This window comes from Pseudomonas sp. efr-133-TYG-23, assembly GCF_030209215.1.
GTDB classification, from domain to species: domain Bacteria; phylum Pseudomonadota; class Gammaproteobacteria; order Pseudomonadales; family Pseudomonadaceae; genus Aquipseudomonas; species Aquipseudomonas rhodesiae.
On the sequence record NZ_JARVSL010000022.1, the window covers coordinates 64,965 to 84,591 of the forward strand.

Consider the following 19,627-nt stretch of genomic DNA (forward strand, 5'->3'; position numbering starts at 1 on the left):
AGCACCCGATGACCACCGACCCCATCACTCCACGCGAGTCTCTCCGGTAAACACCAGTGTCTGCCGACACCGCCGGCATAAATACCTGCGCCCCTGACGCACCAGGCCGTGACGCTGTGAGGAAAATGGAAAATCGCTGTCGGCACACGGGCAGCGGTAGATGTAGCGCGTTACCTGGCGCCGTTTCACCGCGTAGGTATGGCAGCGGTCCGGCGGCAGTTCGTACACGCCGCGCATGATCAATTGCCATTCTTCGCCATGGGGCTGGATGCGCTCGCCGAATAGTTGGTGGGCGATCAGGTGGGCCACTTCATGGGCCACGGTCTGCTTGAGGAAGTGTTGGCTGTTTTCCTGGTAAAGCTGGGGGTTGAAACGCAGCAGATTCTCGTGCAAGTGCGCGACGCCGGCCTTTTGACCGCGCAGCTTGAGGCTGACTTGGGGACGCTTGAAGCTTCGTTTGAAAAAGGACTCGGCTAGCTGGAAACACTCTTCGACGCGGGTATTGAGTTGCTCGGGCATGCTGTATCTATCTCCAGAGACGCCCAGTATGCCGTAAAACCAGGTGTTTCCGAATCTGTCAGGCGCCGAATGGTCATGCCAGACGCACAAGGCCACCTTGCGGTGGCCCTGCCTGCGCGGTGGTGTGCGTCAGTTGGTGTAGATCGGCCCAACGCCCAGGCCCCAGACAATCACGGTAAACGCCATGATCGCCACCAGCACCACCAGCCCCACGGCCAGTATGGAGCTGGAAAACAGGAAGCCTTCATCCGGATCGATGCTCATAAAGGTCGGCACGCCGACATACAACAGGTACACCGTGTAGCAGATCGCCGCCGTCCCCACGACCATGCCCAGCCACATATGCGGGTACAAGGCCGCCAGCCCGCCGATAAACAACGGCGTCGCGGTATAAGTGGCGAAGGCTACACAGCGCGCCATGCTGGGGTTAGCGTCATAGGTGCGCGCCATCCAGTGGATAAAGGCGCCCATCACCGCCACGCCGGCGAGCATGGCCGCGTAGGACATGATGGTCATCCACAATGCGCTTTCCTGGGTCAGCATAACGGGTGCGCGATTGCCGATGACCCAGCCGACCTGGGTGGTGCCGATAAAAGCCGATAGGGCGGGGATCGCCGCCAGGATCAGCGTGTGAGTGAGGTACATGTGGCCGATGCTTTCTTCTTTATCGCCACGGATTTCCCGCCATTCCTGATCGGGATGGGTAAACAGCCCCACGACGTGATGGATCATGCCAGTCACTCCTGTCGTTATTACTATCGCCCCCCAACGGAGCGCCCACGGGCCAGTTGGCCTGAAAGGTCTGGATAGCTTGTGCGCGACCTTATGTCGCAGTATAGGAATGGATGACCGGAAAAACTGTAAGGCCTTTAGAGCATATTGCACTGTAAACACTGGGCGTAATCGCCGCAGGCTCTGTAGAAGGAGCAATATAAGCGCGCATTGGACTCGCTGGCGCATACCGGTAAAATGCTGCGCTTTTCGTCACACACCTCAAGCGGATCCAAGCGCCATGGGCACTCTTACGGTCAACCAGAACAAACTGCAAAAACGCCTGCGTCGCCTGGCCGGTGAAGCGGTCGCCGATTTCAACATGATCGAGGACGGCGACAAGGTGATGGTCTGCCTCTCCGGCGGCAAAGACAGCTACACCATGCTTGACGTGCTGCTGCACCTGCAAAAGGTCGCGCCGATCAAGTTCGAGATCGTTGCCGTCAACATGGACCAGAAACAACCGGGCTTCCCCGAGCATGTGCTGCCGGCCTACCTGAAAGAGTTGGGCATCGAGTATCACATCGTCGAAAAAGACACCTACTCGGTGGTCAAGGAACTGATCCCGGAAGGCAAAACCACCTGCTCGCTGTGCTCGCGCCTGCGCCGTGGCACGCTCTACACCTTCGCCGATGAGATCGGCGCGACCAAAATGGCCTTGGGGCATCACCGCGACGATATCGTCGAGACGTTTTTCCTCAATATGTTCTTCAATGGTTCGCTCAAGGCCATGCCGCCCAAGCTGCGCGCCGATGACGGGCGCAACGTGGTGATTCGTCCGTTGGCCTACTGCAATGAGAAAGACATCCAGGCCTATTCCGACTTCAAGCAATTCCCGATCATCCCGTGCAACCTCTGCGGCTCCCAGGAAAACCTGCAACGCCAGGTGGTCAAGGAGATGCTGCAGGACTGGGAGCGCAAGACCCCGGGACGTACCGAAAGCATTTTCCGCAGCCTGCAGAATGTGATCCCGTCGCAGTTGGCCGACCGTAACCTGTTCGACTTCACCAGCCTGAAGATCGACGAGACCGCCGCGTCGCGCTTCGTTAATGTGGTGAACCTCTGAGCCGTTTCAAGGCTCTGACACACGGCGCTTGCGGGCGCCGTTTTCAATTCCACTGCCAGGAGAGGGCATGCGCGATTACAAGTGGCTGCACGAATATTGTCTGAACCGCTTCGGCTCGGCGGCCAAACTGGAAGCCCATCTGCCGGCTCCCAAGACCCCGGCGCAATTACGCAAGATCAGTGATGATCGCTACCTGTCGACCCTGGCGCTGCGGGTGTTCCGGGCCGGGCTCAAGCACAGCGTGGTAGATGCCAAGTGGCCGGCCTTCGAGCAGGTGTTCTTTGGCTTCGATCCGGAAAAAGTCGTGTTGATGGGCGCCGAGCACCTGGAGCGCCTGATGCAGGACACCCGCATCATCCGTCACCTGGGCAAGCTCAAGAGCGTGCCGCGTAATGCGCAGATGATCCTGGATATCACCCAGGAAAGAGGCAGCTTCGGCGCGTTCATCGCCGATTGGCCGGTGACCGACATCGTTGGGCTGTGGAAATACTTGAGCAAGCACGGCCACCAGTTGGGTGGGCTATCGGCCCCGCGCTTTCTGCGCATGGTCGGCAAGGACACCTTTGTGCCCAGCGACGACGTGGTCGCGGCGTTGAATGCGCAGAAAATCGTCGACAAGGTCCCCACCAGCCTGCGCGATCTGGCGACGGTGCAGGGCGCGTTCAACCAGTGGCATGCCGAGAGTGGTCGGCCGATGTGCCAGTTGTCGATGATGCTGGCGTACACCGTCAACCACTGACACATGCGGTGAGCGCAACTTTCGTGGCGAGTCACCTCGCCACGGTGACTTACGCGGCCAGACGCCGGTTCAACTGATGGCGCCAGCGCACGTACAGCAGCGCGGTACAGAACACCGCCAGGCTTGCCAGCATTTCCAGCACGCCGAACCACTGCCGGTTCGGGTCGTACGCCGCCAGCGCGCCCTTGATGAAATACAGGTTCACCGCAAAGCACATCCATGAATGCCCGCGCGCGCTGCCGAGCAGCATGCCCGGTGCCAGAATCAGCAACGGCACCAACTCGATCAGCAGGATCACCCAAGGGCGTGCGCCGTGCAGGTCGGCAACGAACAGGTAATACCCGCACAACAACCCCACCAGCGCAAAAAACGCCAGCAGGCTCAATGCGCGTGCCACCTTGACCCGCGGCTCCAACCACGCTTGTGGGGGCAGTACTTTAGGCTTTTTGGCCACGGCCGTTCTCCAGCAACGTGGCGGTGTTGGCCAGGCGTAGGCCGAGGGCTTTGCATAGGGCCATTTCATGTGGGTCGAGCAGGCGTTTGCCGTCCGGCCCGGCATGGTGGCTGGCGCCGTACGGCGTGCCGCCGCCCTGGGTGTCGAGCAGGGCCTGTTCGCTGTAGGGCAGGCCGGTGATCAGCATGCCGTGATGCAGCAGCGGCAGCAGCATCGACATCAGTGTGGTTTCCTGGCCGCCATGCAGGCTGGCGGTGGAGGTGAACACCCCGGCCGGTTTGCCGACCAGGGCGCCGGTGAGCCACAGGTTGCTGGTGCCGTCGAGGAAGTACTTGAGCGGCGCGGCCATGTTGCCGAAACGCGTCGGGCTGCCGAGGGCCAGGCCCGAGCAGTTTTTCAAGTCATCGAGGCTGGCATACAACGCGCCTTCGTCCGGAATACTCGGCGCCACCGCTTCGCACTCAGTGGACACCGCCGGCACCGTGCGCAGGCGCGCTTCCATGCCGCCCAGTTCGATGCCCCGGGCAATATGCCGGGCCATTTCACTGACCGAGCCGTTACGGCTGTAATACAGCACCAGCACATAAGGCGCAGTCACGGCAGGATCTCCAATACGTTTTCCGGAGGACGGCCGATGACGGCCTTGTCGGCGGTTTCCAGGATCGGGCGCTCCATCAGCTTGGGATGAGCGGCAATGGCGTCGATCAACTGGCTTTCACTGAGGTTGGGGTCAGAAAGGTTGAGGCTTTTGTATTCGTCTTCGCCGGTGCGCAGCAGTTGGCGCGCAGACAGGCCGAGTTTGCCCAGCAGGGCCTGGATTTGCGCGGCGTTGAGTGGGGTTTCCAGGTAGCGCACCACGGTCGGGGCGAGGCCGCGGGCTTCCAACAGTTCGAGAGCACCGCGGGATTTCGAGCAGCGCGGGTTGTGATAAAGCGTCAGATCGGTCATGTGCGGGTCGCATCTTGCAGGAGGTGGCGGGTATTCTACCTGCGCGGCGCCCGGTCCTTAAACCGTAAGAGGCATCCGGTCGCAGCCAACGTCTATTTTCACGAAGGATTACCCCATGACACGTCGACTGATCGGTGCATTGGCGATCATCACAACCCTGCTGCTCAGCGGCTGCGGGAATGACTATGGCATTGACCAATACGGCCAGAAAGTCGCGGCCGAGCGTTTGGACAAACAGTGGGTGGTGATCAACTACTGGGCGGAATGGTGTGGCCCGTGCCGCACGGAAATCCCTGAACTCAACGCGTTGGCCGAGCAGCTCAAAGGCCAGAATATCGGGGTGTTCGGGGTCAACTTCGACAATGTGCAGGGCGAAGAACTCAAGGCCGCCAGCGAGAAACTTGGGATCAAGTTCACAGTGCTGGCGCAGAACCCGGATGGCATCTTCGAGATCCCGCGCAGCGAAGCGCTGCCGGTGACTTACATCATCGATGACAAGGGTAAGGTGCGCGAGCAGTTGATGGGCGAGCAGACGGCCGAGGGGGTGCAGGCCAAGCTCAAGGCGTTGCGCGGTTAAAGCGACATCTCAAAGCAACGGTGGGAGGGCTTTTCACCCACCTTTAAATGTCCATCGGGTCAGAACCCGGATCAGCCTTCTTCGAGCCACAGGCGGATCGGCTTGCCTTCGGCCGGCCAGAAACGGGTCTGCTCGATGGGCGAGATGTCCCAGCGCTGCACGCCTTGCAGGGCCTGGAAGAAGCGGTGCTCCTGCTCCATCAAGGCTTCGGCGCAGAGCTTGCGGGTGCTGCCGATCTTGCCGAAGCTGAGTTTGTCGCCATCCAGGGTGTAGGGCGCGAACCAGTGGTTGCAGCCACCATTGCCGTAGGCACGTCCGTCATTGCCGAGGGTGACGGTCAGGTGCGCGTAATCCATCAAGGGCCGCTCACCGATCCATTCCACCACGTAGCTGTGGTCCTGCTGGAGTTTGACCGCATCTTCCGCGCAGCCGGCCAAGCCGGCGCCGAGTGCGGCGAGCAACACCAGGCCTTTCATTGGGTGGCCTTCTGGCAGCTCGGGCAGCGGTGCTTGTCGCCTTCACTGGCCCAGCCCAACTCGGCAATGCGTGCATTGGCGGCCGGTTGCAGCGGCTCTTTGGTCAGCTTGGTTTCCACGGCGAACTCAAACTCCAGCACGGCGTCGCAGCTGTCGCAGTTGACCTTCCAGGTGTGAATCTCCAGCTCGCCGAATTTCGGCCCCTGGGCCATGGCGACCCATTGGCCGGCCGGGCGGATGGAGTAGCGCGCATCGCCTTCGACGGTAAGGCGCATCGACAAAGTTTTACTGCCACGCAGGGTGACGATCAGGACGTCGCCATGCTTGATCGAACCACCGTTGCCGGTGACTTGGTAACGGCCCGGCACCAGGGCGCGGCATTCGATCAGGGTGTGTTGCGGGCTCAGCAAGCTGAAGCGGAAATCGTGTTCGGCCATGGATCCTCCAAATAGGCGCGGCATCCTATCACGGGTGCCGGCCTATCATGAGCGCGGTATGTGACCGCTGATCAACCTGCCACCTGGTTTTGCACGCGACCGTCGGCCCAAGCGGCGATATTGTCCAGCGTAGTGGTGGCGATTGCCGCCAGGGCCTCGTGGGTCAGGAACGCCTGGTGGGCGGTGATGATCACATTGGGAAAGGTCAGCAGGCGCGCGAGTACGTCGTCCTGCAGGGGCAGGTCGGAGCGGTCTTCGAAAAACAGCTGGGCCTCTTCCTCATACACGTCCAGCCCCAGGTAGCCGAGTTGGCCGTCCTTGAGAGCTTCGATCAATGCGGGTGTGTCCACCAGGCCGCCACGGCCGGTGTTGATCAGCATCGCACCAGGCTGCATCTGCGCCAGGGACGCGGCGTTGATCAAGTGCTTGCTGTCGGCGGTGAGCGGGCAGTGCAGGCTGATGATCCGGGCTTGGGCGAGCAACTCGGGCAGGCTCACGTAACGTGCGCCGAGCGCCTGCACATCGGGATTGGGGAAGGGATCATAGGCCAACAACGTGCAGCCGAATCCGGCCATGATCTTGGCGAAGGTTGCGCCGATCTGCCCGGTGCCGACCACGCCGACGGTCTTGCCCACCAAGTCGAATCCGGTCAAGCCGTGCAGGCTGAAATCGCCATCGCGGGTGCGGTTATAGGCACGATGCAAGCGCCGATTGAGCGCCAGGATCAGCGCCACGGCGTGCTCGGCCACGGCGTGGGGCGAGTAGGCGGGCACGCGCACGATGGTCAGGCCCAGGCGTTTGGCGCTGGCCAGGTCGACATGGTTATAACCGGCCGAACGCAGCGCAATCAGGCGCGTACCGCCCTTGGCCAGGCATTCCAGCACCGGTGCGCTGAGGTCGTCGTTGATGAACGGGCAGACCACTTCGTGGTGCTCGGCCAGCGCCACGGTATCGAGATTCAGCCGCGCCGGCTGGAACTGCAGTTCCAGGCCCGCAGGCAGCGGGGCGCCGAGGAAGCTGTCGCGGTCGTAGGTTTGGCTGCTGAACAGAATCATGCGCATGGCAAAGCTCCCTGCAAGTCAAATCAATGGAAAGGGACGCATCAGGCACTGACTCGCGCTTCACTGGCCAGGCGGGCAATGGCCATGTCCAGTTCGTCCAGCGCGTGCAGGGCCTTGGCATCGTCCTGCTTGAGCAGGGTTTCGGCGCGCTGGCAGGCGGCGCGCAGTTGCGGAACGCCACAGTAGCGCGTAGCGCCGTGCAGGCGGTGGACGCGTTCGATCAGCGCATTGTTGTCATTGGCTTCGCGGGCGATGCTGATGGCGGTGCGGTCGGCTTCCAGGGAGGCCAGCAACATGGCGAGCATGTCGGCGGCCAGGTCGGTTTTACCGGCGGCCAGACGCAGGCCTTCCTCGTGGTCCAGCACAGGCAGTTGCACGCCAGGAGCCAGGCCGTCAGTGGCGCGTTCCGGTGCCTGATTGCGCAGGGCCAGGCCCGTCCATTTGAGTACTACTTGGGCCAGTTGCCGTTCGCTGATGGGTTTGGTGAGGTAATCGTCCATGCCGCTTTGCAGCAAGGCGCGTTTTTCGTTGGCCATGGCATGGGCCGTGAGCGCCACCACTGGCAGCGGCGAGCCATGACGCTCGCTCTCCCACTGACGAATCGCTTCGGTGCTCTGGCGACCGTCCATGCCCGGCATTTGCACGTCCATCAGCACCAAATCGTAAGTCTCCTGCTTGACCGCGTCGACGGCGGCGTAACCGCTTTCCACTGCGTGCACCTTGGCACCCATATCCTCCAGCAAAGTTTGCACCAGCAACAGGTTCGCCGGGTTGTCATCCACGCACAGCACCCGTGGCGCGCGGCTGGCCAGGGGTTCGCCCGGCTCGCTGCGCGAAGGGCGCGGGTTGATCAGGTCGGACAATGCCCGGCGCAGTTTGCGGGTGCATGCCGGTTTGGCCTGCAATTGGCTATTGGGGTTGGGCACCGACTGGTTGAACAGCATCTGTTCGGTGGTCGGGCATAGCACCAGCACTTTGCAGCCCAGATGTTCGAGGTCCCACAGGTGCTGGTTGAGGCGCTCGGGGGGTATGTCGTTGGCGGTCACGCCGAGCACGGCCAGGTCGATAGCCTGCTCGGTCTGATGAGCGCTGGTAATGCCGTTGGTCAGGCTTTCCAAGGTGTTGAAAGGCGTGACCTCCAGGCCGCAATCTTCCAATTGGTGTTGCAGGGCCTGGCGCGCCAGTTCGTGGTTTTCCAGCACCGCCACGCGGTGGCCCAGCAGGGGCGCGCAGGGCAGGTCTTCAACGTCATCGCGGGTTTTGGGCAGGTTCAGGCTGATCCAGAATTCCGAGCCTTCGCCCGGCGTGCTGTCGACGCCGATTTCGCCGCCCATCTGTTCGATCAAGCGTTTGGAGATCACCAGCCCCAGGCCCGTGCCGCCGGGTTGACGCGACAACGAGTTGTCGGCCTGGCTGAAGGCTTGGAACAGCGCACGCACGTCCTGGCTGGAGAGGCCGATTCCGGTGTCCTGCACGCTGATGCGCAGTTGCACGGTATCTTCCTGCTCGTCCTCGATCATCGCCCGAGCCACGATGGTGCCCTCGCGGGTGAACTTGATCGCGTTGCTGATCAGGTTGGTAAGGATCTGCTTGAGCCGCAACGGGTCGCCCACCAGCGCCAGCGGCGTATCGCGGTAGACCAGGCTGACCAGTTCCAACTGCTTGGCATGGGCGGCGGGGGCGAGGATGGTCAGGGTGTCCTGTAGCAGATCGCGCAGGTTGAATGGAATGCTGTCGAGCACCAGTTTGCCGGCTTCTATTTTCGAGAAATCGAGAATCTCATTGATGATGCCCAGCAGGTTGTCGGCGGATTTTTCGATGGTACCCAGGTAGTCGAGCTGGCGCGGCGTCAGTTCGCTTTTTTGCAGCAGGTGGGTAAAGCCGAGGATGCCGTTGAGGGGCGTGCGGATTTCATGGCTCATATTGGCCAGAAACTCCGACTTGATGCGGCTCGCCTCCAGGGCCTCCTTACGCGCCAAGTCCAGCTCGATATTCTGGATCTCGATGGTTTCCAGGTTCTGACGCACGTCTTCGGTGGCCTGGTCGATGCTGTGCTGCAATTCTTCCTGGGCATTCTGCAAGGTTTCGGCCATGCGGTTGATGCCTGAGGCGAGTTGATCCAGCTCCTGGCTGCCCAGCGCGGGCAGGCGGGTTTCCAGGTTGCCGTCCTTGAGCTGGGCCACGGCTTGCTTGATCAGGCCGATCGGCGAGGTGATCGTGCGGCTGATACGCAGCGCCAGCGCGGCGGTGAAGATCAGCCCGATGGCGATCAGCAGCAGGCTGGCGAACAGGCTTCGATAGCCGCGCAGCAGCATGCCGTTGTGGGACAGTTCCACCTCGACCCAGCCCAACAGGCGGTCGCTTTCGTCGGGGATCAGTTCGCCCGCCAGGTTGCGATGGCGGCCGAACACCGGCAGCAGGTAGCGGGTGGCGTCGTTGCCCGTGCGCTGCAACAGATGTGAACTGTTGCCGGCCGGCGCCTGATTGAGCATGGTCGGACCGGCGTGGGCGAGGGTGCTGCGGTCCGGCGCGAGGAACGATACAGTGCGTACGTCCTGCTGCTCCAGGGATTGGGTGGCGATGCGCTCCAGCAAATCGACGTTTTTATTGCTCAGGGCCGGCGCCACCAGCGGTGCCAATTGCTCGGCGATCATTTCGCCGCGCTGCAGCAACTGGGTTTGCAGCTCCGACAGCTGCATCCAGGTGAAATAACCGCCCAACAACAACGCCATCAGGCTGGTCGGCAATAAGGTCAGCAACAGTACGCGGCCTTTTATCCCCATTCTTCTAAGCACGCCACTCTCCTGCTACCACATTGGAATCAATCTTTCGCGCCGGCATCCGGCCTGCGCCACCTGCGCAGTGTAGCCATTTGCGCGGCGAGGAATCTCGCAAAATCATCACAGGAGTCAATCTTCGGGCCATTGGCCGGCGAGTAGCGATTGCCTGTGGCGGGGTAATCTTGAATAATCGGCGATTGAGAATTACTTGCAGACGCTAATGAATCCCGCAGCCAGTATCCTGACCATCGAAGATGACCCCGTGCTCGGCGCCTACGTCCATGAGGAGCTGGCGCGCAGTGGCTTTCAGGTTACATGGTGCCAGAACGGCCAGCAGGGCCTGGACATGGCGCGTGAGCGTGCTTTCGACGTGGTGTTGATGGATATTCTGCTGCCGGGGCTGGACGGCCTGTCGATCCTGACGTATTTGCGCAAAAGCCATTCGACCCCGGTGATTCTGATGTCGGCCTTGGGTGCCGAAGCCGACCGCATCAGCGGTTTTCGCCTGGGCGCGGACGACTACTTACCCAAGCCTTTCAGCATGCTTGAGCTGCGCGTGCGCATTGAAGCGATCCTGCGCCGCGTGGCCCTGGATCGTCGGCCGCTGCCTGCTCTGCCAGTGCGGCGCGAGAACGCGCCGAGCTTGCGCTTTGACGATGAGTTAGGTGATGTTTTTTACCTGCAACACGCCGCCGGCCTGACCCGTAGCGAATTCCGCCTGCTGGAAACCCTGCATCGCAACGTTGAAGAGGTCTTGAGCAAAGCCTTTCTTTATCAGCATGTGCTGCAACGCGGTTATGCCCCCCATGACCGTAGCCTCGACATGCATATCAGCCAGATCCGCCGCAAGCTCAAAGCCATCGGCTACAGCGAGCGCGAAGTGCGCACCGTCTGGGGCAAGGGTTATGTGTTGAGCGGTCACGATGACAGCCTTTGAACGACCGCTAAAACGCCTGCCGGGCCGGCACTCATTGTTCTGGAAACTGGCCTGCCTGCTGATCGCGTTCTGTTTGTTGATGATCTGGCTGAGCTGGTCCTGGGGTCGCTATATGGAGCAGCAGAATGCCTATCTGTCCGAGGAGGCGAAAACCACCCTGAGCGGGTACGCGGCGCAAGCGGAGCAGGCGTGGAACCTAGGCGGCCCTTCAGGCGTCGATGCCTGGCTGCAGGCCATGGGCAAGCGTGAAACCACTTGGATCGGCGTGATTGGCAACGACCTGCAATCGTTGAGCAGCTACCCCTTGAGTAGTGCGCAAAACCAGCGCCTGACCTTTTTACGCGGCCTGGACTGGCCGGTGAGTCGGCATGTCAAGGGGCTGCCCTGGCTGAAGATCGCGTTTCCCGGCGACCCGGAGGCCGGGTCGTTGGTGATCGAACTGCCACAGCGCTTTATGCCCGGTCGCTATCAAGTGTTCTGGCGGGTGGTGACCAACGGTGTGATCCCCGGTCTGTTCACCCTATTGCTGTGCATAGGCCTGTACCGCTTGCTGATCATGCCCCTCAATCAATTGCGCGAGCAGGCCAACGCCTGGCGAGCCGACCAGTTGAATACGCGTCTGTCCCAGGATGCGACCAGTCGCCAGGATGAGTTGGGCGAGCTGGGCCGTGCTTTTGATCATATGTCCGAACGCTTGCAGGGGACCGTGGTGTTGCAACAGCAGTTGCTGCGCGATATGTCCCATGAACTGCGTACGCCCCTCAGTCGCTTGCGGGTGGCCTGTGACAGCGAGCAGGACCTCGCGCAACTGCGTCAACGCCTGGGCCGGGAAATCGATGCCATGCAGCGACTGGTGGAAGACAGCCTGCAATTGGCCTGGTTGGACGCCGAACGGACGCCGTTGACCAAAGAAACCATTCAGCTTCAAGCGTTGTGGGACATATTGCGTGAGAACGCATGCTTTGAAAGCGCTTGGCCAGCATCGCGCCTACCGTGTTTGCTGGGCCCCGAGTGCTGGGTGCGGGGCAACCTGAATGGCTTGGCCCAGGCCCTGGAAAATATCCTGCGTAATGCCATACGCCACTCTCCAGCGGACGGGGTGGTGTGCCTGGACGGGCGGCGCGAGGGTGAGTACTGGCACCTATGGCTGGAAGATCAGGGCGGCGGGATCGATGAGCGGGACCTGGAACGCATTTTTGCGCCGTTCACGCGCCTGGACGGCTCTCGCCCGGGCGATGGCGGCTTCGGCCTGGGGCTGAGCATCGCGCGCAATGCGCTGCAACGTCAGGATGGCAGCCTATGGGCGGAAAACACCGGTGCGGGCCTGCGTGTACATCTGCGCCTGCTGGCGCTTTAGGTTTTACCCGCGCCGCTGTTTGCGTTTCTTCCATTGGTGGGCCACCCACCACCGCCAGTAACCCATGGTCAGGCAATAGGCCAATGCGCCCAGTACCAGGCCCAATACCACCGAACCCAGCAAAAACGGTTGCCACAAGGTGCTCAACTGGCCGCTGATCCATTCCCAGGTGAGGTCGTCGGGGAGGCTGCGCGCAGGGACGTTCATCAGCCAGGCGCCGGTCAGGTACGTGCAAATGAACACCACCGGCATAGTGATCGGGTTGGTCAGCCATACCAGGCTTATGGCGATCGGCATGTTGCCGCGTACCGTGATCGCGAGGATCGCCGCGAGCAGCATCTGCAACGGAATCGGAATGAACGCCGCGAACAGACCCACCGCCATCGCTCGGGCCACCGAGTGCCGATTCAGGTGCCAGAGGTTCGGATCATGCAACAACGTACCGAGAAACTGTAATGACTTGTGTTCCCTGATACTGGTGGGGTCGGGCATGTACCGTTTGAATAAGCGCCGAGGCATAAGGGGTCCAGGTCGATTCGAGGGGCAAGTATGCCCGCATTCTATAAACAGGAAATTCAGACTTTGTGACAAAACATCATAGGCCGCGCCGAATGCACGGCTAAGACTGAATGGATCTCTCAAAAGGATGATCCATGAAGACAGGGATGTTCGCGCTTGCATCAGGGTTGCTTGCTCTGGTTTTTCTACCGGCACTGCCCGCCACGGGCTGGCTGATCGCCATGCTGGTGCTGGCGTTGATGGCGTTGCCATTTCGCACGTACCCGCTGGCGTTTTTTCTGATGGGGTTGAGTTGGGCGTGTTTCAGCGCGCAGTGGGCCTTGAATGATCGGCTGTCGCTGAAGCTGGATGGGCAGACGCGTTGGGTCGAGGGCTGGGTGGCCGGGTTACCGCAACAGACCGACGATGGCGTGCGCTTCGACCTGATCGACGGGCGGTCGCGTAAAGCCCGATTACCCCAGCGCATCCGCGTGTCCTGGCGCGGAGGTCCGCCCGTGCGCAGCGGTGAACGCTGGCGCCTGGCAATCAGCCTCAAACGACCGTCCGGATTACTGAATTTTCACGGCTTTGACCGCGAAGCCTGGCTGTTGGCCCGGCGCATCGGTGCAACCGGCTCGGTAAAGGACGGTGAGCGCCTGGCCCCGGCGCGCAGTGCGTGGCGCGATGGCCTGCGTCAACGGCTGCTGGCCGTGGATGCCCAAGGCCGCGAGGCGGGCCTGGCCGCTTTGGTGCTGGGGGATGGCTCCGGTCTGTCCGCTACGGATTGGCAGATTCTGCAGGACACCGGCACCGTGCATCTGCTGGTGATTTCCGGGCAGCACATCGGCCTGTTGGCGGGGTTGATCTACGGGCTGGTTGCCGGGTTGGCTCGTTACGGAGTTTGGCCGCGAGGTTGGCCATGGCTACCCTGGGCGTGCGGGCTGGCCTTTACCGCTGCACTCAGTTACGGCTTGCTGGCCGGGTTCGGTGTGCCGGTGCAGCGCGCGTGCGTGATGGTGGGGTTGGTGCTGCTCTGGCGTTTGCGCTTTCGCCATCTGGGCGTGTGGTGGCCGTTGCTGCTGGCCTTCAATGGGGTGCTGATCCTGGAACCCCTGGCCAGTCTGCAGGCGGGTTTCTGGCTATCATTTGCGGCAGTGGCGGTGCTGATCCTGGCGTTCAGCGGCCGCTTAGGACCGTGGAGCCCTTGGCAGGTGTGGACCCGTCCGCAATGCGTGATCGCCATCGGGCTGTTTCCGGTGTTGTTGGGGCTGGGGTTGCCCATCAGTATGAGTGCGCCGCTGGCCAATCTGGTGGCGGTGCCGTGGATCAGCCTGGTGGTGCTGCCACTGGCGCTGCTGGGCACCGCGCTGTTGGCGGTGCCCTTCGTGGGGGAGGGTTTGTTGTGGCTGGCGGGTGGCGCGTTGCAGGGGTTATTCGTCGGCTTGGGCTGGCTCGCCGGGTACGCGCCCGCTTGGGTACCGGCGCAGGTGCCCTTGGCGGCCTGGCTGATCAGCCTGCTCGGCGCGGTGTTGCTGTTATTGCCCAAAGGCGTGCCGTTGCGCCTGCTGGGTTGGCCGATGTTGCTGCTGGCCGTGTTCCCTCCTCGAGAATCGGTGCCCTATGGGCAGGTCGAGGTGCTGCAGTTGGATGTCGGTCAAGGGCAATCGCTGATTCTGCGCACACGCAATCACACCCTGGTTTACGATGCTGGCCCACGCTCGGGAGCGCTCGACCTCGGCGCGCGCGTGGTGCTGCCGTCGTTGAAAAAACTCGGCGTGGGCAGCTTGGACCTGCTATTGCTCAGCCATGCCGATGCCGATCACGCGGGGGGCGCGGCCGCAGTGGCCCGAGGCATGCCGATCAGGCGCGTGGTAGGCGGCGAAACCGAGGGCTTGCCGGCGTTTTTGGGCACCCAGCCTTGTGTCAGTGGCGAGCAGTGGCAATGGGACGGGGTCATGTTTGAAATGTGGCAGTGGCCTGATGCTATCAGTGGCAACGCCAAATCCTGTGTCTTGCAGGTGCAAGTCAACGGTGAGCGTCTGCTGCTGACCGGCGATATCGATCGCGACGCTGAACGGGCGCTGCTCAACTCGTCGCTGGCGGTGCCCACCGACTGGCTGCAAGCGCCGCATCATGGCAGTCGAAGTTCGTCCTCCAGGCCTTTCCTGCAACGGCTGGCGCCCCGGTCTGTGCTTATTTCACGCGGGCGCGGCAACGCCTTCGGTCATCCCCATCCGCAGGTCATGGAGCGCTATCGGGCACTCGGCAGTCGGGTCTATGACAGCGCCGAACAAGGCGCCGTACGCGTGCAATTAGGGGCCTTTGCCGAACCGGTCGTTGCCCGTGGTCAACGGCGTTTCTGGCGCGAACGGTTACCCTGACGGTGTAAGCGCGAAGGTCGTCGGCGGTGCCACGCTCGACGAACCCCGCTGCGGAACCTATATGGTAAAGTGGCGCACTTTTTCGAGGGGACATTCACTGTGTGGGAATTGGTCAAATCCGGCGGCTGGATGATGTTGCCGATCATCTTGAGTTCCATCGCCGCGCTCGGCATCGTTGCCGAACGCCTGTGGACCTTGCGTGCTAGTCGTGTCACCCCTGAGCATCTGCTGGGGCAGGTCTGGTCCTGGATCAAGAACAAACAACTGGACAAGGAAAAGCTCAAGGCTCTGCGCGCCGATTCGCCGCTGGGTGAGATTCTGGCCGCGGGCCTGGCCAACTCCAAGCACGGTCGCGAGATCATGAAGGAGTGCATCGAAGAGGCCGCCGCGCGGGTGATCCACGAACTGGAGCGCTACATCAACGCCCTCGGCACCATCGCCGCCATGGCGCCGCTGCTCGGTTTGCTGGGTACGGTGCTGGGCATGATCGATATTTTCAGTTCGTTCATGGGCACCGGCATGAGCGCTAACGCGGCCGTGCTGGCCGGCGGTATTTCCAAGGCGCTGATTACCACGGCGGCGGGCTTGATGGTGGGGATTCCATCGGTGTTCTTCCACCGGTTCCTGCAACGGCGCGTCGATGAGCTGGTGGTCGGCATGGAGCAGGAAGCCATCAAGCTGGTCGAGGTGGTGCAGGGGGATCGCGACGTGGATCTGGTTGGGGACAAAGCGTGAAATTTCGCCGCAAGCAACGGGAAAATGTCGATATCAACCTCGCGTCACTGATCGACGTGGTCTTTATCCTGCTGCTGTTTTTTGTCGTCACCACCACCTTCACCCGGCAGACCGAGCTGCGTGTCGACTTGCCGGAAGCGGTGAGCGGTTCGCCGGCCGAAGATCAGGAGGTCAAGCAACTGGATATCACCATCAGCGCCGAGGGCGTGTTTTCGGTGAATAACCAGGTGCTGGAGAAAAACGATCTCAACAGTCTGATGGACGCTTTGCAGAAGGAGTCCGGTGGCGATACCAAGATGCCGCTATCCATCAGCGCCGATGGCAAGACCCAGCACCAGGCCGTCATCACCGCAATGGACGCCGCCGGCAAACTTGGCTTCAGCCATTTGCGCATGAGCACCGTCGAGGCGGCGAGCCAACCCTGATGGCCATGTCCGATCGATTGCTTAAAGGCTGGTACGAAGGTCATCCGGCGCTGCTGTTGTTGCGGCCGCTGGAGGCGATGTATCGCCGGGTGGTTGAGCGCAAGCGCGCGCGATTCCTGGCGGGAGAGGGCCAGATCTATCGAGCGCCGGTGCCGGTGGTGGTGGTCGGCAATATCACCGTGGGGGGCACCGGCAAGACGCCATTGATCCTGTGGCTGATCGAGCACTGCCGACGTAGCGGCCTGCGCGTGGGCGTGGTTAGCCGAGGCTATGGCGCCAAGCCGCCGCACTTGCCGTGGCGGGTCGAGGCCGGCCATAGCGCCGAGACGGCGGGTGACGAACCCTTGCTGATCGTGCAGCGCTGCGGTGTGCCCTTGATGATCGATCCGGACCGCAGTCGTGCGGTCGAGGCATTACTGGCCAGCGAACCGTTGGACCTGATCCTCTCCGACGATGGCTTGCAGCACTACCGTCTGGCCCGTGACCTGGAGCTGGTGCTGATCGATGCCGCCCGTGGCTTGGGCAACCGCCGTTGCCTGCCTGCCGGGCCTTTGCGCGAACCGTTGGAGCGACTGCAGAGTGTCGATGCGTTGCTGTACAACGGTGCCCCCCGTGACCGCGACGACGGGTTTGCCTTCAGTCTGCAACCCACCGCTCTGGTTAACCTACAGACCGGTGAGCGCCGGCCGGTGGATCATTTTGCCAAGGGCCAAGCGGTGCATGCGGTCGCCGGCATCGGTAACCCGCAACGTTTCTTCAATACCCTTGAAACGCTACACTGGCGGCCGATACCCCATGCTTTTGCCGACCATGCACCTTATAGCGCCGAGGTCTTGAATTTTACCCCGTCATTGCCGCTGGTCATGACCGAGAAAGACGCGGTGAAGTGCCGCGCCTTTGCCCAGCCCGACTGGTGGTACCTTGCGGTGGATGCGCTGCCGTCGCCGGCGTTCGTCGCCTGGTTCGATGCGCAACTCTTACGCCTGTTGCCCACCCGTCACTTGCCTTAAACGCTGCCTACCAGGACATATTCATGGACACCAAACTGCTCGATATCCTCGCTTGCCCGATCTGCAAAGGCCCGCTCAAGCTCAGTGCCGACAAAACCGAGCTGATCAGCAAAGGCGCCGGTCTGGCGTATCCGATTCGTGATGGCATCCCGGTGATGCTGGAGAGCGAAGCCCGCACCCTGACCACCGAAGAGCGTCTGGATAAATGACCACCGCCTTTACCGTTGTTATCCCCTCGCGTTATGCATCGACCCGTCTGCCCGGCAAACCGCTGCAGTTGATCGGCAGCAAGCCGATGATCCAGCTGGTATGGGAACAGGCTTGTAAAAGCAGCGCCGAGCGGGTGGTGGTCGCCACCGACGACCCGCGCATCATCGACGTTTGCAAAGGCTTTGGCGCTGAAGCAGTGCTGACGCGTGAAGATCACAATTCCGGTACGGATCGCCTTGCCGAAGTGGCCACGCAACTGGGTCTGGCGCCAGACGCTATCGTGGTCAATGTGCAAGGCGACGAGCCGCTGATCCCGCCCAGTGTGATCGATCAGGTCGCCGCCAACCTGGCTGCCCATGGTGAAGCGCGCATGGCGACCCTGGCCGAGCCGATTGAAGATATCGAAACCCTGTTCAACCCTAACGTGGTCAAGGTGGTCAGCGATATCAATGGCCTTGCCCTGACTTTCAGCCGTTCCACCTTGCCGTGGGCGCGCGATGCGTTTGCCAAGCGCCCCGACGCGTTGCCCGAAGGTGTGCCTTATCGCCGCCATATCGGTATCTATGCCTACCGCGCCGGGTTCCTGCATGACTTTGTCAACTGGGGCCCGTGCTGGTTGGAAAACACCGAATCCCTAGAGCAACTGCGGGCTTTGTGGCATGGCGTGCGCATTCATGTGGGCGACGCCCTGGAAGCACCGCCGGCCGGTGTCGATACCCAGGAAGACCTTGAGCGCGTCCGTCGTTTGCTGGGGGCTTGATGGAAGTTTTGTTCGTCTGCCTGGGCAATATCTGCCGTTCGCCGACTGCCGAGGGGGTTCTGCGCCATAAATTGCGTGAGGCGGGCCTGGCGGGTCAAATTGAGGTCGCATCGGCCGGTACCGGCGACTGGCATGTCGGCAACCCGCCCGACCAGCGCAGCCAGCGGGCGGCGCTGGTGCGCGGTTATGACTTGTCGGCCCAGCGCGCCCAGCAGGTCTCGCGCGCCGATTTTGCTCGTTACGACCTGATCCTGGCCATGGACCATAGCAACCTGCGCAACCTCAAGGCGCTCCAACCCACTCAGGGCAAGGCGGAACTTGACCTGTTTTTGCGCCGTTACGAAGGGGAAGTGGACGAAGTGCCAGACCCGTATTATGAGGGCGAACAAGGCTTCGAACGGGTCCTGGACCTGATCGAGCGGGCCTGCGATTTATTGGTGGTTGAATTGAAGGGGCGGTTATGACTCTGCATGTGCGCCCGCAAGCGTCGCTCAAGCCATTCAACAGCTTTGGCATCGATGTGCGTGCTCAGCTGTTTGCCGAAGCCCACAGCGATGACGATGTGCGCGAAGCGCTGGCCTTTGCTGCGACGCGGTCGCTGCCACTGTTAGTGATTGGCGGCGGTAGCAACTTGCTGCTGACCCAGGATATTCCAGCGCTGGTGCTGCGCATGGCTACCCAAGGCATCCGGATATTGCAGGATGACGGCATGCAGGTAGTGGTCGAAGCCGAGGCAGGGGAGGCTTGGCATCCCTTTGTGCTGTGGACCCTCGCGCAGGGCTTATGTGGGTTGGAAAACCTCAGCCTGATCCCAGGCACCGTCGGCGCGGCCCCCATGCAAAACATCGGCGCCTATGGCGTAGAGATCAAGGACGTGTTTGCAGGCCTGACCGCTCTGGATCGCCACACTGGGGAATTGCGCGACTTTAGCCTGGAAGACTGCGGCTTCGCCTATCGCGACAGTGTGTTTAAGCATGAGACCGGTCGTTGGCTGATCCTGCGTGTGCGCTTTGCCCTCAGTCGTGCCAATCACCTCAAGCTTGATTACGGCCCGGTACAGCAACGATTGGCCGGGCAGGGCATCACCGAGGCCACGCCGAGTGATGTGAGCCGGGCAATTTGCAGTATCCGCCAGGAAAAACTGCCGGACCCGGCCGTGCTGGGCAACGCCGGCAGCTTCTTCAAAAATCCGCTGGTGTCCAAGGCGTTGGCCGAAGAGCTCAAGGCGCTGTATCCGGATCTGGTGGCCTATCCCCAGGCCGACGGGCAGATGAAACTCGCCGCCGGCTGGCTGATCGACAAGGCCGGCTGGAAGGGCTTCCGGGAGGGCGACGCAGGCGTGCACGCGCTGCAAGCGTTGGTTCTGGTCAATTATGGCGGCGCCTCAGGACACGACATCGCCCATCTGGCCCAGCGCATCCAGCGCGATATTGCTGAGCGCTTCAAGGTTGAGCTGGAAATGGAACCCAACCAGTATTGATCCCGC

23 protein-coding genes are annotated in these 19,627 nt (G+C 61.7%); 13 read left to right on the top strand and 10 right to left on the bottom strand.

The window, feature by feature from the left end:
- Positions 1–24: 24 nt before the first annotated feature.
- Together QRN41_RS16020 and QRN41_RS16025 are read right to left on the bottom strand one after the other, a co-directional pair.
- Positions 25–519: a SprT family zinc-dependent metalloprotease gene (locus QRN41_RS16020; protein ID WP_034098640.1), complete on the bottom strand. Its 495-nt coding sequence runs from the start codon at positions 517–519 to the stop codon at positions 25–27.
- Between the two features lie 129 nt (positions 520–648).
- Entirely contained in the window at positions 649–1,251 is a 603-nt protein-coding gene (locus QRN41_RS16025; protein ID WP_034098638.1) for a Yip1 family protein, read from the bottom strand.
- 280 nt (positions 1,252–1,531) lie between these two features.
- Here QRN41_RS16025 and ttcA point away from each other — a divergent pair, with 280 nt between their 5' ends.
- Both ttcA and QRN41_RS16035 read left to right on the top strand, forming a co-directional pair.
- Positions 1,532–2,356, top strand: coding sequence for a tRNA 2-thiocytidine(32) synthetase TtcA (gene ttcA / locus QRN41_RS16030; RefSeq protein WP_034098636.1), 825 nt, complete (start codon positions 1,532–1,534; stop codon positions 2,354–2,356).
- 67 nt (positions 2,357–2,423) lie between these two features.
- The gene (locus tag QRN41_RS16035; protein WP_285421817.1) at positions 2,424–3,095 is read left to right on the top strand and encodes a DNA-3-methyladenine glycosylase I; all 672 of its coding nucleotides are present in this window, start codon (positions 2,424–2,426) and stop codon (positions 3,093–3,095) included.
- A gap of 49 nt (positions 3,096–3,144) precedes the next feature.
- Here the strand turns inward: QRN41_RS16035 and QRN41_RS16040 are convergent, their stop codons facing one another.
- The 3 genes from QRN41_RS16040 to arsC are packed head-to-tail and all read right to left on the bottom strand — an operon-like array spanning position 3,145 to position 4,497.
- Positions 3,145–3,549, bottom strand: a complete 405-nt coding sequence (locus QRN41_RS16040; protein ID WP_034098632.1) for a DUF2069 domain-containing protein — start codon at positions 3,547–3,549, stop codon at positions 3,145–3,147.
- Positions 3,533–4,147: an NAD(P)H:quinone oxidoreductase gene (gene wrbA, locus QRN41_RS16045; RefSeq protein ID WP_034098630.1), complete on the bottom strand. Its 615-nt coding sequence runs from the start codon at positions 4,145–4,147 to the stop codon at positions 3,533–3,535. The genes QRN41_RS16040 and wrbA overlap by 17 nt, the downstream gene beginning before the upstream one ends.
- Positions 4,144–4,497 (bottom strand): arsenate reductase (glutaredoxin), encoded by a 354-nt coding sequence (arsC, locus tag QRN41_RS16050; protein ID WP_094065853.1) that lies wholly within the window; start codon positions 4,495–4,497, stop codon positions 4,144–4,146. The genes wrbA and arsC overlap by 4 nt, the downstream gene beginning before the upstream one ends.
- Positions 4,498–4,612: 115 nt before the next feature.
- On the opposite strand from arsC, the gene QRN41_RS16055 reads away from it, so the two are divergent.
- Positions 4,613–5,074: a TlpA disulfide reductase family protein gene (locus QRN41_RS16055; protein WP_285421818.1), complete on the top strand. Its 462-nt coding sequence runs from the start codon at positions 4,613–4,615 to the stop codon at positions 5,072–5,074.
- A 71-nt stretch (positions 5,075–5,145) separates the two neighbouring features.
- Here the strand turns inward: QRN41_RS16055 and QRN41_RS16060 are convergent, their stop codons facing one another.
- The 4 genes from QRN41_RS16060 to QRN41_RS16075 all read right to left on the bottom strand — a co-directional run bounded on the left by QRN41_RS16060 (position 5,146) and on the right by QRN41_RS16075 (position 9,843).
- Positions 5,146–5,550, bottom strand: a complete 405-nt coding sequence (locus QRN41_RS16060; protein ID WP_285421819.1) for an META domain-containing protein — start codon at positions 5,548–5,550, stop codon at positions 5,146–5,148.
- Positions 5,547–5,987, bottom strand: a complete 441-nt coding sequence (locus tag QRN41_RS16065; RefSeq protein WP_034098623.1) for a hypothetical protein — start codon at positions 5,985–5,987, stop codon at positions 5,547–5,549. Before QRN41_RS16065 ends, QRN41_RS16060 begins: the two co-directional genes overlap by 4 nt.
- Positions 5,988–6,058: 71 nt before the next feature.
- On the bottom strand, positions 6,059–7,048 hold the full coding sequence (locus QRN41_RS16070; RefSeq protein WP_167417857.1) for a 2-hydroxyacid dehydrogenase: 990 nt from the start codon (positions 7,046–7,048) through the stop codon (positions 6,059–6,061).
- A 41-nt stretch (positions 7,049–7,089) separates the two neighbouring features.
- Positions 7,090–9,843, bottom strand: coding sequence for a response regulator (locus QRN41_RS16075; RefSeq protein ID WP_285421820.1), 2,754 nt, complete (start codon positions 9,841–9,843; stop codon positions 7,090–7,092).
- Between the two features lie 205 nt (positions 9,844–10,048).
- On the opposite strand from QRN41_RS16075, the gene QRN41_RS16080 reads away from it, so the two are divergent.
- Positions 10,049–10,765, top strand: coding sequence for a response regulator transcription factor (locus tag QRN41_RS16080; protein ID WP_034098618.1), 717 nt, complete (start codon positions 10,049–10,051; stop codon positions 10,763–10,765).
- The gene (locus QRN41_RS16085) at positions 10,752–12,122 is read left to right on the top strand and encodes a sensor histidine kinase (RefSeq protein ID WP_285421821.1); all 1,371 of its coding nucleotides are present in this window, start codon (positions 10,752–10,754) and stop codon (positions 12,120–12,122) included. Before QRN41_RS16080 ends, QRN41_RS16085 begins: the two co-directional genes overlap by 14 nt.
- A gap of 3 nt (positions 12,123–12,125) precedes the next feature.
- Here QRN41_RS16085 and QRN41_RS16090 read toward each other — a convergent pair whose 3' ends face one another.
- Positions 12,126–12,641, bottom strand: coding sequence for a DUF2062 domain-containing protein (locus tag QRN41_RS16090; RefSeq protein ID WP_034098616.1), 516 nt, complete (start codon positions 12,639–12,641; stop codon positions 12,126–12,128).
- Positions 12,642–12,775: 134 nt separating this feature from the next.
- Here QRN41_RS16090 and QRN41_RS16095 point away from each other — a divergent pair, with 134 nt between their 5' ends.
- From QRN41_RS16095 to murB, 8 genes are all read left to right on the top strand, one after another.
- On the top strand, positions 12,776–15,001 hold the full coding sequence (locus QRN41_RS16095) for a DNA internalization-related competence protein ComEC/Rec2 (protein WP_285421822.1): 2,226 nt from the start codon (positions 12,776–12,778) through the stop codon (positions 14,999–15,001).
- Between the two features lie 99 nt (positions 15,002–15,100).
- The gene (gene pocA / locus QRN41_RS16100; protein ID WP_034098613.1) at positions 15,101–15,736 is read left to right on the top strand and encodes a flagellar polar localization protein PocA; all 636 of its coding nucleotides are present in this window, start codon (positions 15,101–15,103) and stop codon (positions 15,734–15,736) included.
- Positions 15,733–16,161: a flagellar polar localization protein PocB gene (gene pocB / locus QRN41_RS16105; RefSeq protein WP_285421823.1), complete on the top strand. Its 429-nt coding sequence runs from the start codon at positions 15,733–15,735 to the stop codon at positions 16,159–16,161. Before pocA ends, pocB begins: the two co-directional genes overlap by 4 nt.
- Positions 16,161–17,171 carry a tetraacyldisaccharide 4'-kinase gene (gene lpxK, locus QRN41_RS16110; protein ID WP_285421824.1) on the top strand — a complete coding sequence of 337 codons (1,011 nt, stop codon included), beginning with the start codon at positions 16,161–16,163 and terminating at the stop codon, positions 17,169–17,171. Before pocB ends, lpxK begins: the two co-directional genes overlap by 1 nt.
- Positions 17,172–17,194: 23 nt before the next feature.
- Positions 17,195–17,380, top strand: a complete 186-nt coding sequence (locus tag QRN41_RS16115; RefSeq protein WP_011060103.1) for a Trm112 family protein — start codon at positions 17,195–17,197, stop codon at positions 17,378–17,380.
- Positions 17,377–18,141 carry a 3-deoxy-manno-octulosonate cytidylyltransferase gene (kdsB, locus tag QRN41_RS16120; protein ID WP_167417852.1) on the top strand — a complete coding sequence of 255 codons (765 nt, stop codon included), beginning with the start codon at positions 17,377–17,379 and terminating at the stop codon, positions 18,139–18,141. Before QRN41_RS16115 ends, kdsB begins: the two co-directional genes overlap by 4 nt.
- Entirely contained in the window at positions 18,141–18,605 is a 465-nt protein-coding gene (locus QRN41_RS16125) for a low molecular weight protein-tyrosine-phosphatase (protein WP_034138562.1), read from the top strand. Before kdsB ends, QRN41_RS16125 begins: the two co-directional genes overlap by 1 nt.
- Positions 18,602–19,621: a UDP-N-acetylmuramate dehydrogenase gene (gene murB, locus QRN41_RS16130; protein ID WP_167417850.1), complete on the top strand. Its 1,020-nt coding sequence runs from the start codon at positions 18,602–18,604 to the stop codon at positions 19,619–19,621. Before QRN41_RS16125 ends, murB begins: the two co-directional genes overlap by 4 nt.
- Positions 19,622–19,627: the final 6 nt, after the last annotated feature.